The 18,842-nt window shown below is 46.5% G+C and carries 22 protein-coding genes; all 22 read left to right on the plus strand.

All coding sequences use genetic code 11. The features are described from left to right. The first annotated feature begins 1 nt into the window (after window position 1). The 22 genes from B7360_RS19595 to B7360_RS19700 all read left to right on the plus strand — a co-directional run bounded on the left by B7360_RS19595 (window position 2) and on the right by B7360_RS19700 (window position 18,727). Window positions 2-748, plus strand: coding sequence for an amino acid ABC transporter substrate-binding protein (locus B7360_RS19595; protein ID WP_005378831.1), 747 nt, complete (start codon window positions 2-4; stop codon window positions 746-748). A gap of 114 nt (window positions 749-862) precedes the next feature. After that, window positions 863-1,534, plus strand: coding sequence for an amino acid ABC transporter permease (locus B7360_RS19600; RefSeq protein ID WP_005378829.1), 672 nt, complete (start codon window positions 863-865; stop codon window positions 1,532-1,534). Then, window positions 1,531-2,268, plus strand: coding sequence for an amino acid ABC transporter ATP-binding protein (locus B7360_RS19605; protein ID WP_005378827.1), 738 nt, complete (start codon window positions 1,531-1,533; stop codon window positions 2,266-2,268). The genes B7360_RS19600 and B7360_RS19605 overlap by 4 nt, the downstream gene beginning before the upstream one ends. A 242-nt stretch (window positions 2,269-2,510) precedes the next feature. After that, the gene (gene rpmH / locus B7360_RS19610) at window positions 2,511-2,645 is read left to right on the plus strand and encodes a 50S ribosomal protein L34 (protein WP_005378825.1); all 135 of its coding nucleotides are present in this window, start codon (window positions 2,511-2,513) and stop codon (window positions 2,643-2,645) included. 46 nt (window positions 2,646-2,691) lie between these two features. Continuing rightward, window positions 2,692-3,015: a ribonuclease P protein component gene (rnpA, locus tag B7360_RS19615; RefSeq protein WP_005394102.1), complete on the plus strand. Its 324-nt coding sequence runs from the start codon at window positions 2,692-2,694 to the stop codon at window positions 3,013-3,015. Further along, window positions 2,982-3,239 carry a membrane protein insertion efficiency factor YidD gene (yidD, locus tag B7360_RS19620; protein ID WP_005378822.1) on the plus strand — a complete coding sequence of 86 codons (258 nt, stop codon included), beginning with the start codon at window positions 2,982-2,984 and terminating at the stop codon, window positions 3,237-3,239. Before rnpA ends, yidD begins: the two co-directional genes overlap by 34 nt. Window positions 3,240-3,241: 2 nt before the next feature. After that, a complete protein-coding gene (gene yidC / locus B7360_RS19625; protein WP_005394100.1) occupies window positions 3,242-4,864 on the plus strand; it encodes a membrane protein insertase YidC in 1,623 nt (540 codons plus the stop codon). A 117-nt stretch (window positions 4,865-4,981) separates the two neighbouring features. Beyond that, window positions 4,982-6,343 (plus strand): tRNA uridine-5-carboxymethylaminomethyl(34) synthesis GTPase MnmE, encoded by a 1,362-nt coding sequence (gene mnmE / locus B7360_RS19630; RefSeq protein ID WP_012841264.1) that lies wholly within the window; start codon window positions 4,982-4,984, stop codon window positions 6,341-6,343. A gap of 100 nt (window positions 6,344-6,443) precedes the next feature. Continuing rightward, window positions 6,444-6,878, plus strand: coding sequence for an FMN-binding protein MioC (mioC, locus tag B7360_RS19635; RefSeq protein WP_005394096.1), 435 nt, complete (start codon window positions 6,444-6,446; stop codon window positions 6,876-6,878). Between the two features lie 477 nt (window positions 6,879-7,355). Further along, a complete protein-coding gene (gene mnmG / locus B7360_RS19640; RefSeq protein ID WP_047010278.1) occupies window positions 7,356-9,251 on the plus strand; it encodes a tRNA uridine-5-carboxymethylaminomethyl(34) synthesis enzyme MnmG in 1,896 nt (631 codons plus the stop codon). Beyond that, on the plus strand, window positions 9,251-9,886 hold the full coding sequence (gene rsmG, locus B7360_RS19645) for a 16S rRNA (guanine(527)-N(7))-methyltransferase RsmG (protein WP_005394093.1): 636 nt from the start codon (window positions 9,251-9,253) through the stop codon (window positions 9,884-9,886). Before mnmG ends, rsmG begins: the two co-directional genes overlap by 1 nt. 10 nt (window positions 9,887-9,896) lie before the next feature. Further along, window positions 9,897-10,670: a ParA family protein gene (locus B7360_RS19650; RefSeq protein WP_005383838.1), complete on the plus strand. Its 774-nt coding sequence runs from the start codon at window positions 9,897-9,899 to the stop codon at window positions 10,668-10,670. A gap of 24 nt (window positions 10,671-10,694) precedes the next feature. Further along, the gene (locus B7360_RS19655) at window positions 10,695-11,576 is read left to right on the plus strand and encodes a ParB/RepB/Spo0J family partition protein (protein WP_085344405.1); all 882 of its coding nucleotides are present in this window, start codon (window positions 10,695-10,697) and stop codon (window positions 11,574-11,576) included. A 189-nt stretch (window positions 11,577-11,765) separates the two neighbouring features. Further along, a complete protein-coding gene (locus B7360_RS19660; RefSeq protein WP_005378921.1) occupies window positions 11,766-12,155 on the plus strand; it encodes a F0F1 ATP synthase subunit I in 390 nt (129 codons plus the stop codon). 8 nt (window positions 12,156-12,163) lie between these two features. Further along, entirely contained in the window at window positions 12,164-12,976 is an 813-nt protein-coding gene (gene atpB / locus B7360_RS19665; RefSeq protein WP_005378922.1) for a F0F1 ATP synthase subunit A, read from the plus strand. 57 nt (window positions 12,977-13,033) lie between these two features. Further along, window positions 13,034-13,288, plus strand: coding sequence for a F0F1 ATP synthase subunit C (gene atpE, locus B7360_RS19670; protein WP_002540812.1), 255 nt, complete (start codon window positions 13,034-13,036; stop codon window positions 13,286-13,288). A gap of 74 nt (window positions 13,289-13,362) precedes the next feature. Next, window positions 13,363-13,833, plus strand: coding sequence for a F0F1 ATP synthase subunit B (atpF, locus tag B7360_RS19675; RefSeq protein WP_031780375.1), 471 nt, complete (start codon window positions 13,363-13,365; stop codon window positions 13,831-13,833). Between the two features lie 14 nt (window positions 13,834-13,847). Next, a complete protein-coding gene (gene atpH, locus B7360_RS19680) occupies window positions 13,848-14,381 on the plus strand; it encodes a F0F1 ATP synthase subunit delta (RefSeq protein WP_005394085.1) in 534 nt (177 codons plus the stop codon). A gap of 13 nt (window positions 14,382-14,394) precedes the next feature. Then, window positions 14,395-15,936 carry a F0F1 ATP synthase subunit alpha gene (gene atpA / locus B7360_RS19685; protein WP_005394084.1) on the plus strand — a complete coding sequence of 514 codons (1,542 nt, stop codon included), beginning with the start codon at window positions 14,395-14,397 and terminating at the stop codon, window positions 15,934-15,936. A gap of 44 nt (window positions 15,937-15,980) precedes the next feature. Continuing rightward, complete coding sequence (gene atpG, locus B7360_RS19690; protein ID WP_005394082.1) at window positions 15,981-16,847, plus strand: F0F1 ATP synthase subunit gamma; 867 nt, start codon at window positions 15,981-15,983, stop codon at window positions 16,845-16,847. A gap of 35 nt (window positions 16,848-16,882) precedes the next feature. Continuing rightward, the gene (gene atpD, locus B7360_RS19695; RefSeq protein ID WP_005383849.1) at window positions 16,883-18,286 is read left to right on the plus strand and encodes a F0F1 ATP synthase subunit beta; all 1,404 of its coding nucleotides are present in this window, start codon (window positions 16,883-16,885) and stop codon (window positions 18,284-18,286) included. An 18-nt stretch (window positions 18,287-18,304) separates the two neighbouring features. After that, a complete protein-coding gene (locus tag B7360_RS19700) occupies window positions 18,305-18,727 on the plus strand; it encodes a F0F1 ATP synthase subunit epsilon (RefSeq protein WP_005378937.1) in 423 nt (140 codons plus the stop codon). The last annotated feature ends 115 nt before the right edge of the window (window positions 18,728-18,842 follow it).

Genomic DNA, 18,842 nt, shown 5'->3' on the forward strand with positions numbered 1-18,842 from the left:
TATGAAAAACTGGATTAAGGTTGCCGTTGCAGCCATTGCACTGTCGGCAGCAACCGTACAAGCCGCTACTGAAGTCAAAGTTGGTATGTCAGGTCGCTACTTCCCGTTTACTTTTGTAAAGCAAGATAAGCTACAAGGCTTTGAAGTCGACATGTGGGATGAAATCGGCAAACGCAACGATTACAAAATCGAATACGTAACCGCTAACTTCTCTGGTTTATTTGGTCTGCTAGAAACCGGTCGCATCGATACGATCTCCAACCAAATCACCATGACTGATGAGCGTAAAGCCAAATACCTATTTGCTGACCCTTACGTTGTAGATGGCGCACAAATTACCGTGCGTAAAGGTAACGACAGCATTAAAGGTGTTGACGATCTCGCGGGTAAAACCGTTGCGGTGAACCTAGGATCTAACTTCGAGCAACTGCTGCGTCAATACGACAAAGACGGCAAGATCAACATTAAAACGTACGACACAGGTATCGAACATGACGTGGCGCTCGGTCGTGCAGACGCGTTTGTAATGGATCGTCTTTCTGCGTTAGAGCTGATTAAGAAAACTGGCCTTCCTCTGGAATTGGCAGGCGAACCGTTTGAGACCATTCAAAACGCATGGCCTTTCGTTGACAACGAGAAAGGTCGTAAGCTGCAAGAAGAAGTAAACAAAGCACTGGCTGAGATGCGCGCAGATGGTACAGTAGAGAAAATTTCCGTGAAGTGGTTTGGCGCTGACATCACGAAATAAGAACTCTTTGTACTTTAGGCCGCAAAGTGGTATCACTCTCGGACTAAAATAAACTTACGTAAAGGTGGAACTTGTTTTCCACCTTTTCTTTTCTCTAGCCTTTAGGTAAGCCGTATGGGATTTGACTTTAATTACATGTTGGAACTGCTGCCGATATTGCTGAAATATCTTGGCACTACCATGGAAATGGCGACGTGGGGATTGGTGTTTTCACTGATTTTATCCGTTATTTTAGCCAATATTCGCGTATTTAAACTGCCAGTTCTGGATCAATTAAGCCAACTGTACATCAGCTTCTTCCGTGGCACCCCTCTCCTAGTTCAGCTTTTCCTGCTTTATTACGGCTTACCACAAATTTTCCCATTGATGGTGGGTATTGATGCCTTCTCAGCAGCGGTGATCGGTTTAACGCTGCACTTTGCCGCTTATATGGCGGAAAGCATTCGTGCCGCCATTATTGGTATTGATCGTAGTCAAATGGAAGCGAGCTTATCGGTGGGCATGACAACATCCCAAGCAATGCGCCGCGTCATTTTGCCTCAAGCAACCCGCGTAGCGCTGCCTTCACTGATGAACTATTTCATCGATATGATCAAGTCAACGTCTCTCGCCTTTACGCTTGGTGTGGCCGAAATCATGGCGAAAGCACAGATGGAAGCCTCATCAAGTTTCCGTTTCTTTGAAGCTTTCCTTGCGGTTGCTCTTATTTACTGGGGCGTGGTGGTGATTCTGACTCGCGTACAAATCTGGGCAGAAGCAAAACTGAATAAGGCGTACGTACGATGATTAAGTTAGAAAATATTCACAAACGTTTTGGTGAGACTGAAGTACTGAAAGGCATCGACCTCGATATTAAGCAAGGTGAGATCATCGTGATTATCGGCTCAAGTGGCACGGGTAAATCAACCTTGCTGCGTACGGTGAACTTTCTAGAACAAGCAGATGAAGGTCGTATCACGATAGATGACATCTCCGTTGATACTCAAAAACACACTAAAGCCGAAGTATTAGCGCTGCGTCGTCGAACTGGCTTTGTGTTCCAAAACTATGCCCTGTTTGCCCATATGAATGCGCGCCAGAACATTGCCGAAGGTCTAGTGACCGTTCGAGGTTGGAAAAAAGCCGATGCTCTCAAACGAGCGCAACAAATTCTGGATGACATCGGCCTTGGGGATAAAGGCGATAGTTATCCAGCGGCATTGTCTGGCGGCCAACAACAACGTGTGGGTATCGGCCGAGCGATGGCGCTGCAACCAGAACTGCTGTTGTTTGACGAACCAACTTCTGCGCTAGATCCTGAATGGGTCGGTGAAGTTCTCTCATTAATGAAGAAGTTAGCCAATCAGCATCAGACCATGCTGGTGGTGACGCACGAGATGCAATTCGCGAAAGAAGTTGCCGATAGAGTGATCTTCATGGCGGAAGGCAATATCGTTGAGCAAGGTTCTCCACAGGATATCTTCGATAATCCACAAGATCCTCGTTTGAAAAAATTCCTTAACCAAGTAGGAATAGAGTAACGATCAAGCATCAGGATCGATTGATCCTTGAGATTTTACTCACACTACGTATAATCGCCCGGCCGGAATTTCGTACTCATTGAGTCATTGACACATTATGTGAGTGTGATTACAATTCCGCCTCTTTGTTGAGAGGCGTCGGTTGTCCTTCTCTATATAAAGAGCTTCTTTATATAAGAAAGCAAATACCCACGCCGGGTTTAACAAGAACCTAAAACTACTGATCAGTAAAGGTAATTATCATGAAACGCACTTTTCAACCTACAGTTCTAAAGCGCAAGCGTACTCACGGCTTCCGTGCTCGCATGGCAACTAAGAACGGTCGTAAAGTTATCAACGCACGTCGTGCAAAAGGCCGTGCGCGCCTATCAAAATAATCGCTAGTTTATTTTGAACACGTACGCGTTTAATCGGGAGTTACGTTTGTTAACTCCCGAGCATTATCAAAACGTCTTCCAGCAAGCTCATCGAGCTGGCTCGCCTCATTTCACCATCATTGCTCGCAATAACAAACTTTCTCACCCACGATTAGGTTTAGCGGTTCCCAAAAAGCAAATCAAAACGGCTGTCGGTCGTAACCGATTTAAGCGTTTGGCTCGTGAAAGCTTTCGTAACAATCAACATCAGCTTCCAAACAAAGATTTTGTTGTGATTGCGAAGAAAAGCGCGCAAGATTTAAGCAATGAGGAAATTTTTAAGTTGTTTGATAAGCTATGGCAACGCCTGTCTCGCCCTTCACGTGGATAGCCATTGGGCTCGTTTATCTGTATCGCTGGTTTATCAGCCCTTTGATTGGTCCTCGTTGCCGGTTCACACCAACCTGTTCCACTTACGCGCTAGAAGCTTTGAGAGCTCACGGTTTTGTAAAAGGATGTTGGTTATCAGGCAAACGTCTATTAAAATGCCACCCTTTGAATGAAGGGGGGTATGACCCCGTTCCACCAGTCCAAAAACAAGACAGAGATAACTAACGATGGATTCTCAACGTAATATCCTGCTCATCGGTTTGGCCCTGGTTTCTTTTTTGCTGTTTCAACAATGGCAAGTTGCAAAGAATCCAGAACCTCAAGCAGTTGAACAGGCTCAATCAAGCAGCACTCTACCTGCACCATCTTTTGCTGATGAACTTGACCCAGTTCCTGGCCAACAGCAAGCTTCTGCAAAAACTATCACAGTAACGACTGATGTTTTAACTCTGTCGATCGACACCGTTGGTGGCGATGTGGTACATGCCAACCTTAACGAATACTCTGCTGAGTTAGATTCATCAGATTCTTTTGTTCTGCTTAAAGACGCTCAAGGTCACCAATTTATCGCTCAAAGCGGTCTAGTGGGTCCTCAAGGTATCGACTTGAGCAGCACAAATCGCCCTCACTACAACGTAAGTGCAGACAGCTTCACTCTAGCTGACGGTCAAGATGAACTTCGTGTTCCGATGACATTCACTGCAAACGGCATCGAATACACCAAAACTTACATCTTTAAACGCGGCAGCTACGCGCTTAATGTTGAATACGATGTAGTGAACAACTCAGGCAACAACGCAACATTTGGTATGTACGCTCACCTACGTCAAAACCTAATGGACGATGGTGGTAGCATCACAATGCCTACTTACCGTGGTGGCGCATACTCAACAGAAGATACGCGTTACAAGAAGTACAGCTTTGATGATATGCAGGATCGCAACCTGTCTCTTAATCTAGCCGATGGCCAAGGTTGGGCAGCAATGATTCAGCACTACTTTGCCGCAGCTTGGATCCCACGTAACGAACCAGGTACTAACCTATACACTCGTGTAATTGGCAACCTAGGCGACATCGGCGTTCGTATGCCGAACAAAACTATCGCAACAGGCGATCAGGCTAAGTTTGAAGCAACACTTTGGGTTGGTCCAAAACTGCAAGATGAAATGGCAGAAGTGGCACCTAACCTAGACCTAGTAGTGGACTACGGCTGGTTATGGTTCATTGCGAAGCCTCTTCATATGTTGCTTTCATTCATCCAGAGCTTTGTTGGTAACTGGGGTGTGGCAATCATCTGTCTGACCTTCATCGTTCGTGGTGCAATGTACCCACTAACAAAAGCGCAATACACGTCTATGGCGAAAATGCGTATGCTACAGCCTAAGCTGCAAGCAATGCGTGAGCGTATCGGTGATGACCGTCAGCGCATGAGCCAAGAAATGATGGAACTGTACAAGAAAGAGAAAGTGAACCCACTCGGTGGCTGTTTACCTCTTATCCTACAGATGCCTATCTTCATCGCACTATACTGGGCGCTAATGGAATCGGTAGAGCTTCGTCACTCACCATTCTTTGGTTGGATTCACGACTTGTCAGCGCAGGACCCTTACTACATCCTGCCGCTATTGATGGGTGCGTCTATGTTCCTAATCCAGAAGATGAGCCCGACAACAGTAACGGATCCAATGCAGCAGAAGATCATGACCTTTATGCCGGTTATGTTTACCTTCTTCTTCTTGTTCTTCCCATCAGGTCTCGTTCTGTACTGGTTGGTGTCGAACATCGTAACGCTTATCCAGCAAACTCTGATCTACAAAGGGTTAGAGAAAAAAGGCTTACACAGCAAGTAACCTTTTAGGAAATGATTGAGAAAGGCGGCCAAAAGGTCGCCTTTTTGTTTTTGGCTGATTACAATTCAGCTAACTAAAGTTATGGCTCAATTTGAGCCCAGCTCAAAAGGCAAAATTATGACTACAGATACGATTGTCGCTCAAGCGACCGCGCCTGGTCGTGGCGGTGTCGGTATTATTCGAGTATCAGGCCCTAAAGCCAACCAAGTGGCGTTAGAAGTCACGGGTAAGACACTAAAGCCCCGCTATGCAGAGTACCTGCCGTTTAAGTCAGAAGATGGCACTGTGCTTGATCAGGGCATCGCTCTGTACTTCCCTAACCCGCACTCATTTACAGGTGAAGACGTACTTGAGCTGCAAGGCCATGGCGGCCCCGTCGTGATGGATATGCTGATAAAACGCATTCTAGGTATTGATGGCATTCGAGCAGCTCGCCCTGGTGAGTTCTCTGAACGCGCGTTCCTGAACGATAAACTCGACCTCGCTCAAGCAGAAGCAATTGCAGACCTCATTGATGCAAGTTCTGAAGAAGCAGCAAAATCGGCGCTGCAATCCTTACAGGGCGCCTTTTCAGGGCGCATTAATACCTTAGTTGAGTCGCTGATTCATTTGCGTATCTATGTTGAGGCAGCCATCGACTTCCCAGAAGAAGAGATCGACTTTCTGGCCGACGGCAAAGTGGCTGGTGACCTACAAGCCATCATCGATAACCTAGATGCGGTGCGCAAAGAAGCCAACCAAGGCGCAATCATGCGTGAAGGGATGAAAGTCGTGATTGCTGGTCGTCCAAATGCGGGCAAATCAAGCCTACTGAACGCACTATCAGGCAAAGAGTCTGCAATCGTAACCGACATCGCAGGTACGACACGTGACGTACTGCGTGAGCATATCCACATTGATGGTATGCCACTGCACATCATTGATACAGCAGGTCTGCGTGATGCCTCCGACGAAGTCGAGAAAATCGGTATCGAACGCGCGTGGGATGAAATCGCTCAAGCAGACCGCGTCTTGTTCATGGTAGATGGCACCACAACCGATGCCACCGATCCAAAAGATATCTGGCCAGACTTTGTAGATCGCCTACCCGACAATATCGGCATAACCGTGATCCGAAACAAAGCGGATCAAACGGGTGAAGAAATGGGGATCTGCCACGTCAATAACCCTACCCTCATCCGCTTGTCAGCGAAAACTGGTGCAGGAGTTGAAGCTCTGCGTGAACACCTCAAAGAATGCATGGGCTTCTCTGGCAACAGTGAGGGTGGCTTTATGGCTCGTCGCCGTCACCTCGATGCGTTGGAACGCGCCGCACAGCACCTTCAAATAGGCCAAGAACAGCTTGAAGGCTATATGGCTGGTGAGATATTGGCAGAAGAGCTGCGCATCACCCAACAGCATCTCAACGAGATTACCGGCGAGTTCAGTTCTGACGACTTACTGGGCCGAATCTTCTCTTCATTCTGTATCGGTAAGTAAATAATCGAACGCGCGGTGCTGAGCTTAACTCACACCGCGTTTCTTTTTGTACGGCAAGCCATCCATGAGCTTTAGCCGTCGCATTCAATAAGGAAGAAGTATGATCCACATTATTACAGGCAGCACGCTAGGTGGCGCAGAATACGTAGGGGATCACCTGAGTGATCTACTCAACGAGAATGGATTTGAAACAACGATCCACAATCAGCCATCTCTTGATGAGATCGAAAATCAAGGAACGTGGTTGGTGATCACCTCAACCCATGGGGCTGGTGAGTACCCTGATAATATTCAACCTTTTATCGCGGCATTACAAAATACCCCGCCGAAAATGACCGACGTAAAGTTCGCAGTGATTGCGATTGGTGATTCAAGCTATGATACGTTCTGCGCCGCTGGTCAACACGCTTATGATTTACTAGAGGACATTGGTGCCACACCGCTCGCTGATTGTCTTAAGATTGATGTACTGAGCCATGCAGTACCCGAAGACGCCGCTGAGGCATGGTTAAAAGAGAATATCGAACGCTTTTAAGCTCTCCGCTTTCCCTTCAACAGAGTCGAAATTCGGCTCTGTTTTCCCCAATGTGAATAACTCCCGTCAAATTATTTTGTTTAACTGCTCAAAAACCAATCAAACGAGCTGTGGATAACTACGATAAGATCCAGTGATTTTCCTTTAGTTATCCCAATAACAACTTTGATCAATTTTACCCCCTGTGTATAACTACCACTTTTGATCCCAGGTAATCCTCGATCTGATCCAATCATGATCACAAGATATGATCCAAAGAAGATCCATGATCTTGTTGATCATTTTTAGGTTATCCACAGAAACGGTCGATCCTAATAGTAGATCTAATAAAAGATCATATATATAGATCTTATATATATTTATCTTGAAGCTTAAAACGGATAAAACGAGAAAACGTTTTTCTCTGTGGCATAAAGCAGGTAAAATACGGCTCCTTTATCTGTCCATTAAATCCCTTTGAATACCTGAGGTCAGTTCATGCTTTATCACGAAAACTTTGACGTCATTGTTGTCGGTGGCGGACACGCAGGAACGGAAGCCGCGCTCGCATCTGCACGCACAGGACAAAAAACGCTTCTCCTTACCCATAACATCGATACATTAGGCCAGATGTCTTGTAACCCGGCGATTGGTGGTATTGGTAAAGGTCACTTAGTAAAAGAAGTGGATGCTATGGGCGGTTTGATGGCTGAAGCCATCGACCATGCAGGTATTCAATTCCGTACACTAAATGCCTCCAAAGGTCCTGCAGTTCGAGCGACTCGAGCTCAAGCGGATCGTGCTCTGTACAAAGCGTACGTCCGTAACGCATTAGAAAATGCACCTAACTTAACGCTGTTCCAGCAGTCAGTGGATGATCTGATTGTTGAGCAAGACCGCGCGGTTGGCGTGGTGACTCAAATGGGACTTCGCTTCCATGCGAAAGCCGTCGTACTAACGGTAGGTACGTTTCTTGGTGGTAAGATCCACATTGGCATGGAGAGCTCTTCAGGCGGACGTGCAGGAGATCCACCGTCGATCGCATTAGCGGATCGATTACGTGAACTGCCATTCCGTGTGGATCGTTTAAAAACGGGTACCCCACCGCGCATTGATGCTCGCACCGTTGATTTTTCAGTGCTTGAAGCTCAGCACGGTGATAACCCTACCCCTGTATTTTCATTCATGGGTAAACGCGAACAACACCCGCGTCAGATCCCATGTTTTATTACGCACACCAATGAGCAAACGCACGACGTGATCCGTAGCAACTTGGATCGCAGTCCGATGTACGCGGGTGTGATTGAAGGCATTGGTCCGCGTTACTGCCCGTCGATTGAAGACAAAGTGATGCGTTTTGCGGATAAAAATAGCCACCAAATCTTCATTGAGCCAGAAGGTTTAACGACGCACGAGCTATACCCTAACGGTATCTCGACTAGCTTGCCATTTGATGTGCAAGTACAAATCGTTCGCTCAATGAAAGGTTTTGAAAATGCGCATATCGTTCGTCCTGGTTATGCGATTGAGTACGATTTCTTCGATCCACGTGATTTGAAGCAAACGTACGAAACCAAGTTTATTCATGGTCTGTTCTTTGCTGGTCAGATTAATGGTACGACTGGTTACGAAGAAGCCGCAGCGCAAGGCTTGATGGCCGGTCTAAACGCAAGCTTGTACAGCCAAGACAAAGAAGGCTGGAGCCCACGTCGTGACCAAGCTTACATGGGCGTATTGATTGATGATTTATCGACCATGGGTACCAAAGAACCGTACCGCATGTTCACTTCTCGTGCGGAATATCGCTTGTTGCTACGTGAAGATAACGCCGATTTACGTTTAACGGAAAAAGCACGCGAGTTAGGCTTGATTGACGATGTTCGTTGGGCTCGCTTTAACGAGAAACTCAATAACATGGAAACGGAACGTCAACGTTTGAAATCAACGTGGATGAATCCGAAGTCAGAAGGCGTGGATGAGCTGAACAAGCTGCTGAAAACACCAATGGCACGTGAAGCTAGTGGTGAGGATCTTCTGCGTCGTCCTGAGATCACTTATTCGCAACTGACGCAACTTGAAGCGTTTGCTCCTGCACTTGAAGATCAGCAAGCGGCTGAGCAAGTTGAAATTCAAGTAAAATACGATGGTTACATCAAGCGTCAGCAGGAAGAGATCGAAAAATCATTGCGTCACGAAAATACCAAGCTACCCGCAGATTTGGATTACCGCGATGTAAAAGGTTTATCAAACGAAGTCGTTGCTAAACTGAGTGAAGCCAAACCAGAGAGCATCGGTATTGCATCGCGCATTTCTGGTATTACGCCTGCTGCAATTTCTATTCTTCTTGTTCACTTGAAAAAGCATGGTTTGCTGAAGAAAGGTGAGGAAGAATAATGAGCGCATTGCGAACAAAGCTGGATTCACTGATCGCGAAAACCGATTTAGAAGTGTCAGAGCAACAAAGAGAGCAATTGGTCGGTTACGTCGAACTGCTCGACAAGTGGAACAAAGCGTACAACTTAACGTCGGTGCGCGATCCGCTTGATATGTTAGTGAAACATATTCTTGATAGCATCGTGGTGAGCACACACCTGCCCGGTGAGCGCTTCATTGATGTTGGTACTGGTCCGGGTTTACCGGGCATACCTTTGGCAATCATGAACCCTGAGAAGACCTTCTTCTTGCTCGACAGTCTTGGCAAACGCATCCGTTTTATCAAGCAAGTCGTGCACACATTAGGGCTGAAAAACGTGACACCAATTCAAAGTCGCGTCGAAGAATTCCAACCTGAAGAAAAATTTGATGGCGTTTTGAGTCGAGCTTTTGCTTCAATGACAGACATGGTGGAATGGTGCCACCATTTGCCGAAACAAGAGCATGGGGTGTTTCTAGCGCTGAAAGGACAGCACCCTAAAGATGAAATGGATCAGCTTCCTGAATGGTGCAGTGTGACAGAGATCATATCTTTAGCTGTTCCTGAGTTGGAAGGTGATCGTCATCTAGTAATCTTATCGCGCAAGGAAAATTAGCGAGGTAATCGTGGGTAAAATTGTAGCAATCGCCAACCAGAAAGGTGGGGTCGGCAAAACAACAACGTGCATTAACTTAGCGGCTTCGATGGCGGCAACAAAGCGCAAGGTTTTGGTGATCGATCTCGACCCGCAAGGCAATGCTACGATGGCCAGTGGCGTGGATAAGTATATGGTCGATGCCACCGCATACGATCTTTTGGTCGAAGATACACCGTTCGATCAAGTCGTTTGTACCCAAACCACAGGGAAGTATGATTTGATCGCGGCGAACGGAGACGTAACCGCGGCAGAGATCAAATTGATGGAAGTGTTCGCTCGCGAAGTGCGTTTAAAAAATGCATTGTCGTCAGTTCGCGATAACTATGATTTCATCTTTATTGATTGTCCTCCTTCTCTAAACCTTCTTACAATCAATGCGATGGCGGCAGCTGATTCTGTGCTGGTGCCGATGCAATGTGAATACTTTGCGTTAGAAGGTTTAACTGCTCTTATGGACACAATCAGCAAGTTAGCGGCTGTGGTTAATGAAAACCTCAAAATCGAAGGTTTACTGCGTACTATGTACGACCCGCGCAACCGCCTATCGAATGAAGTGTCCGATCAACTTAAAAAACACTTTGGCAATAAAGTTTACCGTACCGTCATTCCGCGTAATGTGCGTTTGGCTGAAGCGCCAAGTCACGGTAAACCAGCGATGTACTACGATAAGTACTCTGCAGGGGCCAAAGCGTATCTTGCTCTAGCGGGCGAAATGCTCCGCCGCGAAGAAATCCCAGTTTAACTCTAACCTAAGGAATTCAATCCCATGTCTAAGCGTGGTCTCGGAAAAGGACTGGATGCGTTATTGTCGACCAGTTCGTTTGCTCGTGAAAAACAGCATATTGCATCGCATAGCCAAGAATTATCGGCAGACGGTGAGTTAACCGACTTAGCGATTGGTCAATTGCAACCGGGCGTATACCAACCGCGTAAAGATATGGCGCCTGAAGCGCTAGAAGAATTAGCGGCTTCGATTCAGTCACAAGGCATTATTCAGCCAATCGTGGTTCGCCAGGTTGAAAGCGGTCAGTTTGAGATCATCGCAGGTGAGCGCCGCTGGCGTGCGGCAAGGCAGGCTGGTTTAAAACGCGTGCCGTGTTTGGTGAAGAAAGTCGAAGATCGCGCGGCGATTGCCATGGCGTTGATTGAGAACATTCAACGTGAAGACTTGAATGTGATTGAAGAAGCACAAGCGCTTGAGCGCTTACAAGACGAATTTACGCTTACGCATCAACAAGTCGCAGAAGTGATTGGTAAGTCGAGAACGACGGTCAGTAACTTGTTACGTTTAAATCAGCTTGAGTCCAATGTGAAAAGCTTGGTTGCGGATAAATTGCTAGAAATGGGTCATGCGCGAGCGTTATTGGCCTTGCAGGGTGAGCAGCAGGTTGAGGTTGCTCAACAAGTCGCGAAAAAGCAAATGACTGTTCGTCAAACCGAACAGTTAGTAAAAAAGTGCTTAGCCCCACAAAATGAGCAAAAAGGGCAACAAGAAGATACCGAAGCTGAGCAAATGTCGCATAAATTGAGTCAGCTGCTTGATGCAAAAGTTTCTCTGACCCGTTCTGCAAACGGAAAAGCGAAATTGACGATAAGTCTTGATGAGCCTCACAAATTGGACCAACTAATTGCCAAGCTTGAGGCCTAGATGAGATAATTGATTTAGGTCAATTAATCTAATTAATCGAATTTTGTGCGAAAGTTGTCGTTTTGTAAACAAAACTGTAAGTTTTTGATGCAATCGAATTGCTTTACGTTGAACTGAACGTATAATTTTCGCCAATTTCCCAGCACAGAGAGTTTAGTGCGAAGTGGATATTACTAGAGGTACGAATACATGGTAGCTGCGTTAGCTAGACCAGGACGAGAGCTCGCAAGGCAATTGTTAATGATCCAGTCTGGCGCGGTTATTTTTGTGGCAGCAGGAATGGCGGTAGCCATAAATCCTGACTGGGGATTTTCAGCGCTGATTGGCGGAGGCATTTTTGTTGTTGCCAATGCAGTATTCGCGCTGTGTGCTTTCATGTTTAGTGGGGCTCGCGCTGCCAAGCGCATCGCGGCTTCCTTCTATACGGGTGAAGTACTGAAAATTCTCATCACGGTTGCACTGTTCTATGTTGCCTACATGTATATGCAGGTGGAACTTGTTCCCCTCAAACTAACCTATTTGCTGGTACTAGGTATTAATATCTGTGCACCAGTGCTATTCATTAACAACAAAAAATAGGATGAGTTATGGCTGCGCCAGGTGAAGCGCTAACATCGTCCGGTTACATTGCCCACCACCTTTCTAACCTATCGCTGTATAAGTTGGGTTTAGTAGGGTCGGAGACAAGTTTCTGGAACGTACATATCGATAGCCTGTTTTTTTCTTGGTTTACTGGTTTAATCTTCCTCGGAATTTTTTACAAAGTAGCGAAGAGAACAACAGCGGGTGTACCGGGTAAGCTTCAGTGTGCTGTAGAAATGATCGTTGAATTTGTCGCCGATAACGTCAAAGACACGTTCCATGGACGCAACCCACTGATCGCGCCTTTAGCACTGACTATCTTTTGTTGGGTATTTTTGATGAACGTGATGGACTTAGTTCCTATCGACTTCTTACCGTACCCAGCAGAACATTGGCTAGGTATCCCTTACCTTAAGGTTGTACCGTCTGCTGATGTGAATATCACCATGGCTATGGCTCTAGGCGTTTTTGCATTGATGATTTACTACAGCATCAAAGTGAAAGGTCTAGGTGGATTCGCAAAAGAACTTGCACTACATCCATTCAATCACCCACTTATGATTCCGTTTAACCTACTGATTGAAGTGGTATCGCTACTGGCGAAACCTCTATCACTTGGTATGCGTCTATTCGGTAACATGTTCGCGGGTGAGGTTGTATTCATTCTTTGTGCGGCAATGCTACCATGGTACTTACAATGGATGGGTTCACTACCGTGGGCAATCTTCCATATCTTGGTTATTACGATTCAAGCCTTCGTATTCATGATGTTGACAATTGTTTACCTGTCAATGGCACACGAAGATCCTGATCATTAATTTTTTTAAAGCTTTTTATTTGGGCACTAAGCCAACAACTATAAATTGGAGATAGTAATGGAAACTTTACTGAGCTTTTCTGCAATCGCCGTAGGTATTATCGTCGGTCTTGCTTCTCTTGGTACAGCGATTGGTTTCGCACTGCTAGGTGGTAAATTCCTAGAAGGTGCTGCACGTCAACCAGAAATGGCTCCTATGCTACAAGTTAAGATGTTTATCATCGCGGGTCTACTTGATGCGGTTCCAATGATCGGTATCGTAATCGCGCTACTATTCACTTTCGCAAACCCATTCGTTGGTCAACTAGGTTAATCACCTTTAACTCGGGACGAGCGATTAGCGCTTGTCACTGATTAACACTAAGTCCAAATAGAGGGGTAGCTGTTGTGAACATAAACGCAACTCTGCTAGGTCAAGCAATCTCGTTTGCACTATTTGTGTGGTTCTGCATGAAGTATGTATGGCCACCATTGATGAAAGCGATCGAAGAGCGTCAGAAGAAAATTGCTGATGGCCTTCAAGCAGCAGAACGTGCTGCGAAAGACTTGGATCTAGCACAAGCCAACGCTTCTGATCAATTGAAAGAAGCGAAGCGCACAGCAACTGAGATCATCGAACAAGCGAACAAGCGCAAGTCTCAAATTCTTGATGAAGCTCGCGAGGAAGCTCAGGCAGAACGCCAGAAAATCCTAGCGCAAGCAGAAGCAGAACTTGAAGCTGAACGCAATCGTGCGCGCGATGACCTGCGCAAACAAGTTGCTACTCTGGCTGTAGCTGGTGCTGAGAAAATCCTTGAGCGTTCTATCGATAAAGATGCGCAAAAAGATATTCTCGACAACATTACTGCAAAACTTTAAGTCTGGGGGCGCATATGTCTGATTTGACTACTATCGCACGCCCCTATGCTAAAGCAGCCTTCGACTTTGCTTTAGAGAAAGACCAGTTGGACCAATGGGGCCAAATGTTATCTTTTGCTGCTGAAGTGGCCAAAAACGAACAAATGAACGAACTTCTAACCGGTTCGGTTTCTGCTGATAAAATGGCAGAGATTTTTGTTGCAGTTTGCGGCGAACAAGTTGATACGCACGGTCAAAACCTTTTGAAGGTGATGGCTGAGAATGGTCGTTTAGCGGCCCTTCCTGATGTTTGCACAGAGTTTTACACTCTGAAGAAAGAGCATGAGAAAGAAATCGATGTTGAAGTCATTTCAGCTACAGAACTTTCTGATGAGCAACTTGCAAACATTGGCAGCAAACTTGAAAAGCGTCTTGAACGCAAAGTGAAGCTGAATTGCAGTGTAGATGAGACCCTACTTGGTGGGGTTATTATTCGAGCCGGAGACCTAGTCATCGATGACTCAGCGCGTGGTCGTTTGAACCGCCTGAGCGATGCATTGCAGTCTTAATGGGGATTGGAGCATGCAACTTAATTCCACGGAAATTAGCGATCTAATCAAACAACGTATCGAATCTTTCGAAGTTGTTAGTGAAGCTCGCAACGAGGGTACTATCGTATCGGTAAGCGATGGTATCATCCGCATCCACGGCCTAGCGGACGTGATGCAAGGTGAAATGATTGAATTACCGGGTGGCCGTTATGCACTGGCACTTAACCTTGAGCGTGACTCGGTTGGTGCGGTTGTAATGGGCCCATATGCTGACCTTAAGGAAGGCATGAAAGTTACAGGTACTGGCCGCATTCTTGAAGTGCCAGTTGGTCCAGAACTACTAGGCCGCGTAGTAAACACGCTGGGTGAGCCTATCGATGGTAAAGGTCCAATCGAAGCGAAAATGACTTCGCCTGTAGAAGTGATCGCACCAGGTGTAATCGACCGTAAATCGGTAGACCAACCTGTGCAAACTGGTTATAAGTCAGTTGACTCAATGATCCCTATCGGTCGTGGTCAGCGTGAGCTTATCATCGGTGACCGTCAGATTGGTAAAACAGCACTGGCGATCGACGCGATCATCAACCAGAAAGACTCTGGTATTTTCTCTATCTACGTAGCAATTGGTCAGAAAGCATCGACTATCGCTAACGTAGTTCGCAAACTAGAAGAGCACGGCGCACTACAAAACACTATCGTTGTAGTTGCATCAGCTTCTGAATCTGCAGCGCTGCAATACCTAGCGCCATACGCAGGTTGTGCGATGGGTGAATACTTCCGCGATCGCGGTGAAGACGCACTGATTGTTTACGATGACCTATCTAAGCAAGCGGTAGCTTACCGTCAGATCTCTCTACTACTTAAACGTCCACCAGGCCGTGAGGCATTCCCAGGTGACGTATTCTACTTACACTCGCGTCTACTAGAGCGTGCAGCTCGTGTAAACGAAGAGTACGTAGAACGTTTCACTAACGGTGAAGTGAAAGGTAAGACTGGTTCATTGACTGCTCTTCCTATCATCGAAACTCAAGCAGGTGACGTTTCAGCATTCGTACCGACTAACGTAATCTCGATTACCGATGGTCAGATCTTCCTACAAACTGAGCTATTCAACGCCGGTGTTCGTCCAGCTGTTGACCCAGGTATCTCAGTATCTCGTGTAGGTGGTTCAGCTCAGACGAAAATCATCAAGAAACTATCAGGTGGTATCCGTACAGCACTAGCTGCGTACCGCGAACTAGCTGCATTTGCTCAGTTCTCTTCTGACCTTGATGAAGCAACGAAGAAACAGCTAGACCATGGTCAAAAAGTAACAGAACTAATGAAGCAGAAGCAGTACGCTCCAATGTCTGTATTTGACCAAGCTCTAACTATCTTCGCGGCAGAGCGCGGTTACCTTGATGATGTAGAACTTAACAAAGTTCTAGATTTCGAGGCGGCTCTACTATCGTACGCTCGCGGTCAATACGCTGAACTAGCAGCTGAGATCGACAAGTCTGGCGCTTACAACGATGAAATCGAAGCTCAGTTGAAGAAACTGACTGACGACTTCAAAGCAACCCAAACTTGGTAATTAGGTCGGTGGCAGTTTCTGCCACCAACTAACGGAGAGTAACGATGGCCGGCGCAAAAGAGATACGTAATAAAATCGGTAGTGTTAAAAGCACGCAGAAAATTACGAAAGCGATGGAAATGGTAGCAGCTTCAAAAATGCGTCGTTCTCAAGATGCAATGGAAGCTTCTCGTCCATACGCTGAAACAATGCGTAAAGTGATCGGTCATGTGGCTAACGCAAACCTAGAGTACCGTCATCCGTACCTAGAAGAGCGTGAAGCTAAACGTGTTGGTTACATCATCGTTTCGACAGACCGTGGTCTGTGTGGTGGTTTGAACATTAACGTGTTCAAAAAAGCCGTTACAGACATGCAAGCATGGAGAGAGAAAGGTGCTGAGATTGAGCTTGCCGTTGTTGGCTCAAAAGCAACAGCTTTCTTTAAACATGGTGGCGCAAAAGTTGCGGCACAGGTTTCTGGCCTGGGTGATAACCCAAGCTTAGAAGACCTAATCGGTTCTGTTGGCGTAATGCTGAAGAAATACGATGAAGGTGAACTGGACCGTCTATACGTAGTATTCAACAAGTTTGTGAATACTATGGTTCAGCAACCAACGATCGATCAATTGCTACCTTTGCCTAAATCGGACAGCGAAGAGATGCAGCGTGAGCACTCATGGGACTACATCTATGAGCCTGAGCCAAAACCTCTACTGGATACGCTACTAGTGCGTTACGTAGAGTCTCAGGTATACCAAGGTGTGGTTGAGAACCTTGCTTGTGAACAAGCGGCTCGAATGATTGCGATGAAGGCTGCAACGGATAACGCAACCAACTTGATTGACGATTTGGAACTTGTGTACAACAAAGCCCGTCAGGCTGCGATCACACAAGAACTATCGGAAATCGTTGGTGGTGCAGCTGCGGTTTAAGCTTAGGTAAAACGAAACAGTTTAGAGGATTAACGATGGCTACAGGTAAGATCGTACAGATCATCGGTGCGGTAGTCGACGTAGAGTTCCCACAGAGCAATGTACCTAGTGTATATGACGCTCTAAACGTAACGGACTCAAAAGAGCGTCTAGTTCTTGAAGTTCAACAACAGCTAGGCGGTGGCGTAGTTCGTTGTATCGTAATGGGTAGCTCTGATGGTTTACGTCGTGGAGTTGAAGTGGTTAACACTGGCGCTCCAATTTCAGTACCAGTCGGTACTAAAACTCTAGGTCGTATCATGAACGTCCTAGGTGACGCGATTGATGAGCGTGGTGAAGTGGGCGCGGAAGAGGTTTACTCTATCCACCGCAGCGCACCAAGCTACGAAGAACAATCAAACGAGATCGCACTTCTAGAAACGGGCGTTAAAGTAATCGACCTAATTTGTCCATTCGCTAAGGGTGGTAAAATCGGTCTATTCGGTGGTGCAGGTGTAGGTAAGACCGTTAACATGATGGAACTTATCAACAACATCGCACTACAGCACTCAGGTCTATCCGTATTTGCGGGTGTTGGTGAGCGTACTCGTGAAGGTAACGATTTCTACTACGAGATGCAGGAAGCGGGCGTTGTAAACGTTGAGAAGCCTGAAGAATCGAAAGTAGCGATGGTTTACGGTCAGATGAACGAGCCACCAGGTAACCGTCTACGTGTTGCACTGACTGGTCTAACAATGGCAGAACGTTTCCGTGACGAAGGTCGTGACGTACTACTGTTCATTGATAACATCTACCGTTACACACTTGCAGGTACAGAGGTATCGGCACTGCTAGGTCGTATGCCTTCTGCGGTAGGTTACCAGCCAACTCTTGCAGAAGAGATGGGTGTACTTCAGGAGCGTATCACGTCAACGAAATCAGGTTCTATCACGTCTGTACAGGCGGTATACGTACCTGCGGATGACTTGACTGACCCGTCTCCAGCAACAACGTTCGCGCACTTGGATGCAACGGTTGTACTTAACCGTAACATCGCGGCAATGGGTCTATACCCTGCGATCGACCCACTAGATTCAACATCTCGTATGCTTGATCCACTAGTAGTTGGTCAAGATCACTACGAAGTTGCTCGTGGCGTTCAGCAGACACTTCAGCGCTACAAAGAGCTGAAAGACATCATTGCTATCCTAGGTATGGACGAGCTATCTGAAGAAGATAAGCAAGTTGTATCTCGTGCACGTAAGATTGAGCGTTTCCTAACTCAACCTTACCACGTAGCAGAAGTATTTACAGGTGACCCTGGTATTTACGTACCTCTAAAAGAGACTCTACGTGGCTTTAAAGGTCTACTAGCTGGTGAATACGACGACATTCCTGAGCAGGCATTCATGTACTGCGGTAGCATCGACGATGCTATTGAGAATGCGAAGAAGCTATAAGGCTAACTAGGAGGCGATATGGCAGCAATAACCTTTCACCTAGACGTAGTAAGCGCTGAGAAGAAAATCTTCTCTGGTCGTGTTGAAACGTTTCAGGTGACCGGTAGCGAAGGTGAACTTGGTATTTTCCATGGTCACACACCGCTGCTGACCGCTATCAAGCCTGGTATGGTGCGTATTGTGAAACAGCACGGCCACGAAGAAATCATTTATGTTTCTGGTGGTATGGTAGAGATTCAGCCTGGTACAGCGACTGTACTGGCTGATACCGCTATCCGTGGTGAAGAGCTAGACGCAGCGAAGGCAGAAGAAGCCAAGCGCCGCGCTGAGGAGCAAATCCAGAATCAGCATGGTGACATGGACTTCGCACAAGCGGCCAGTGAACTGGCTAAAGCCATTGCTCAGCTACGAGTTATCGAGCTGACAAAAAAGCGTCGCTAAGCTCAATTAGCAACGTTGCATGACAAAAGGCGGCCAAATGGTCGCCTTTTTGATTAATTTTAGTTGGAAATTTACCTTACTCCATTAACTATTTTAAAAGAGCTGTTTAAAATAA

The organism is Vibrio sp. ArtGut-C1 (assembly GCF_002105475.1).
GTDB classification, from domain to species: domain Bacteria; phylum Pseudomonadota; class Gammaproteobacteria; order Enterobacterales; family Vibrionaceae; genus Vibrio; species Vibrio diabolicus.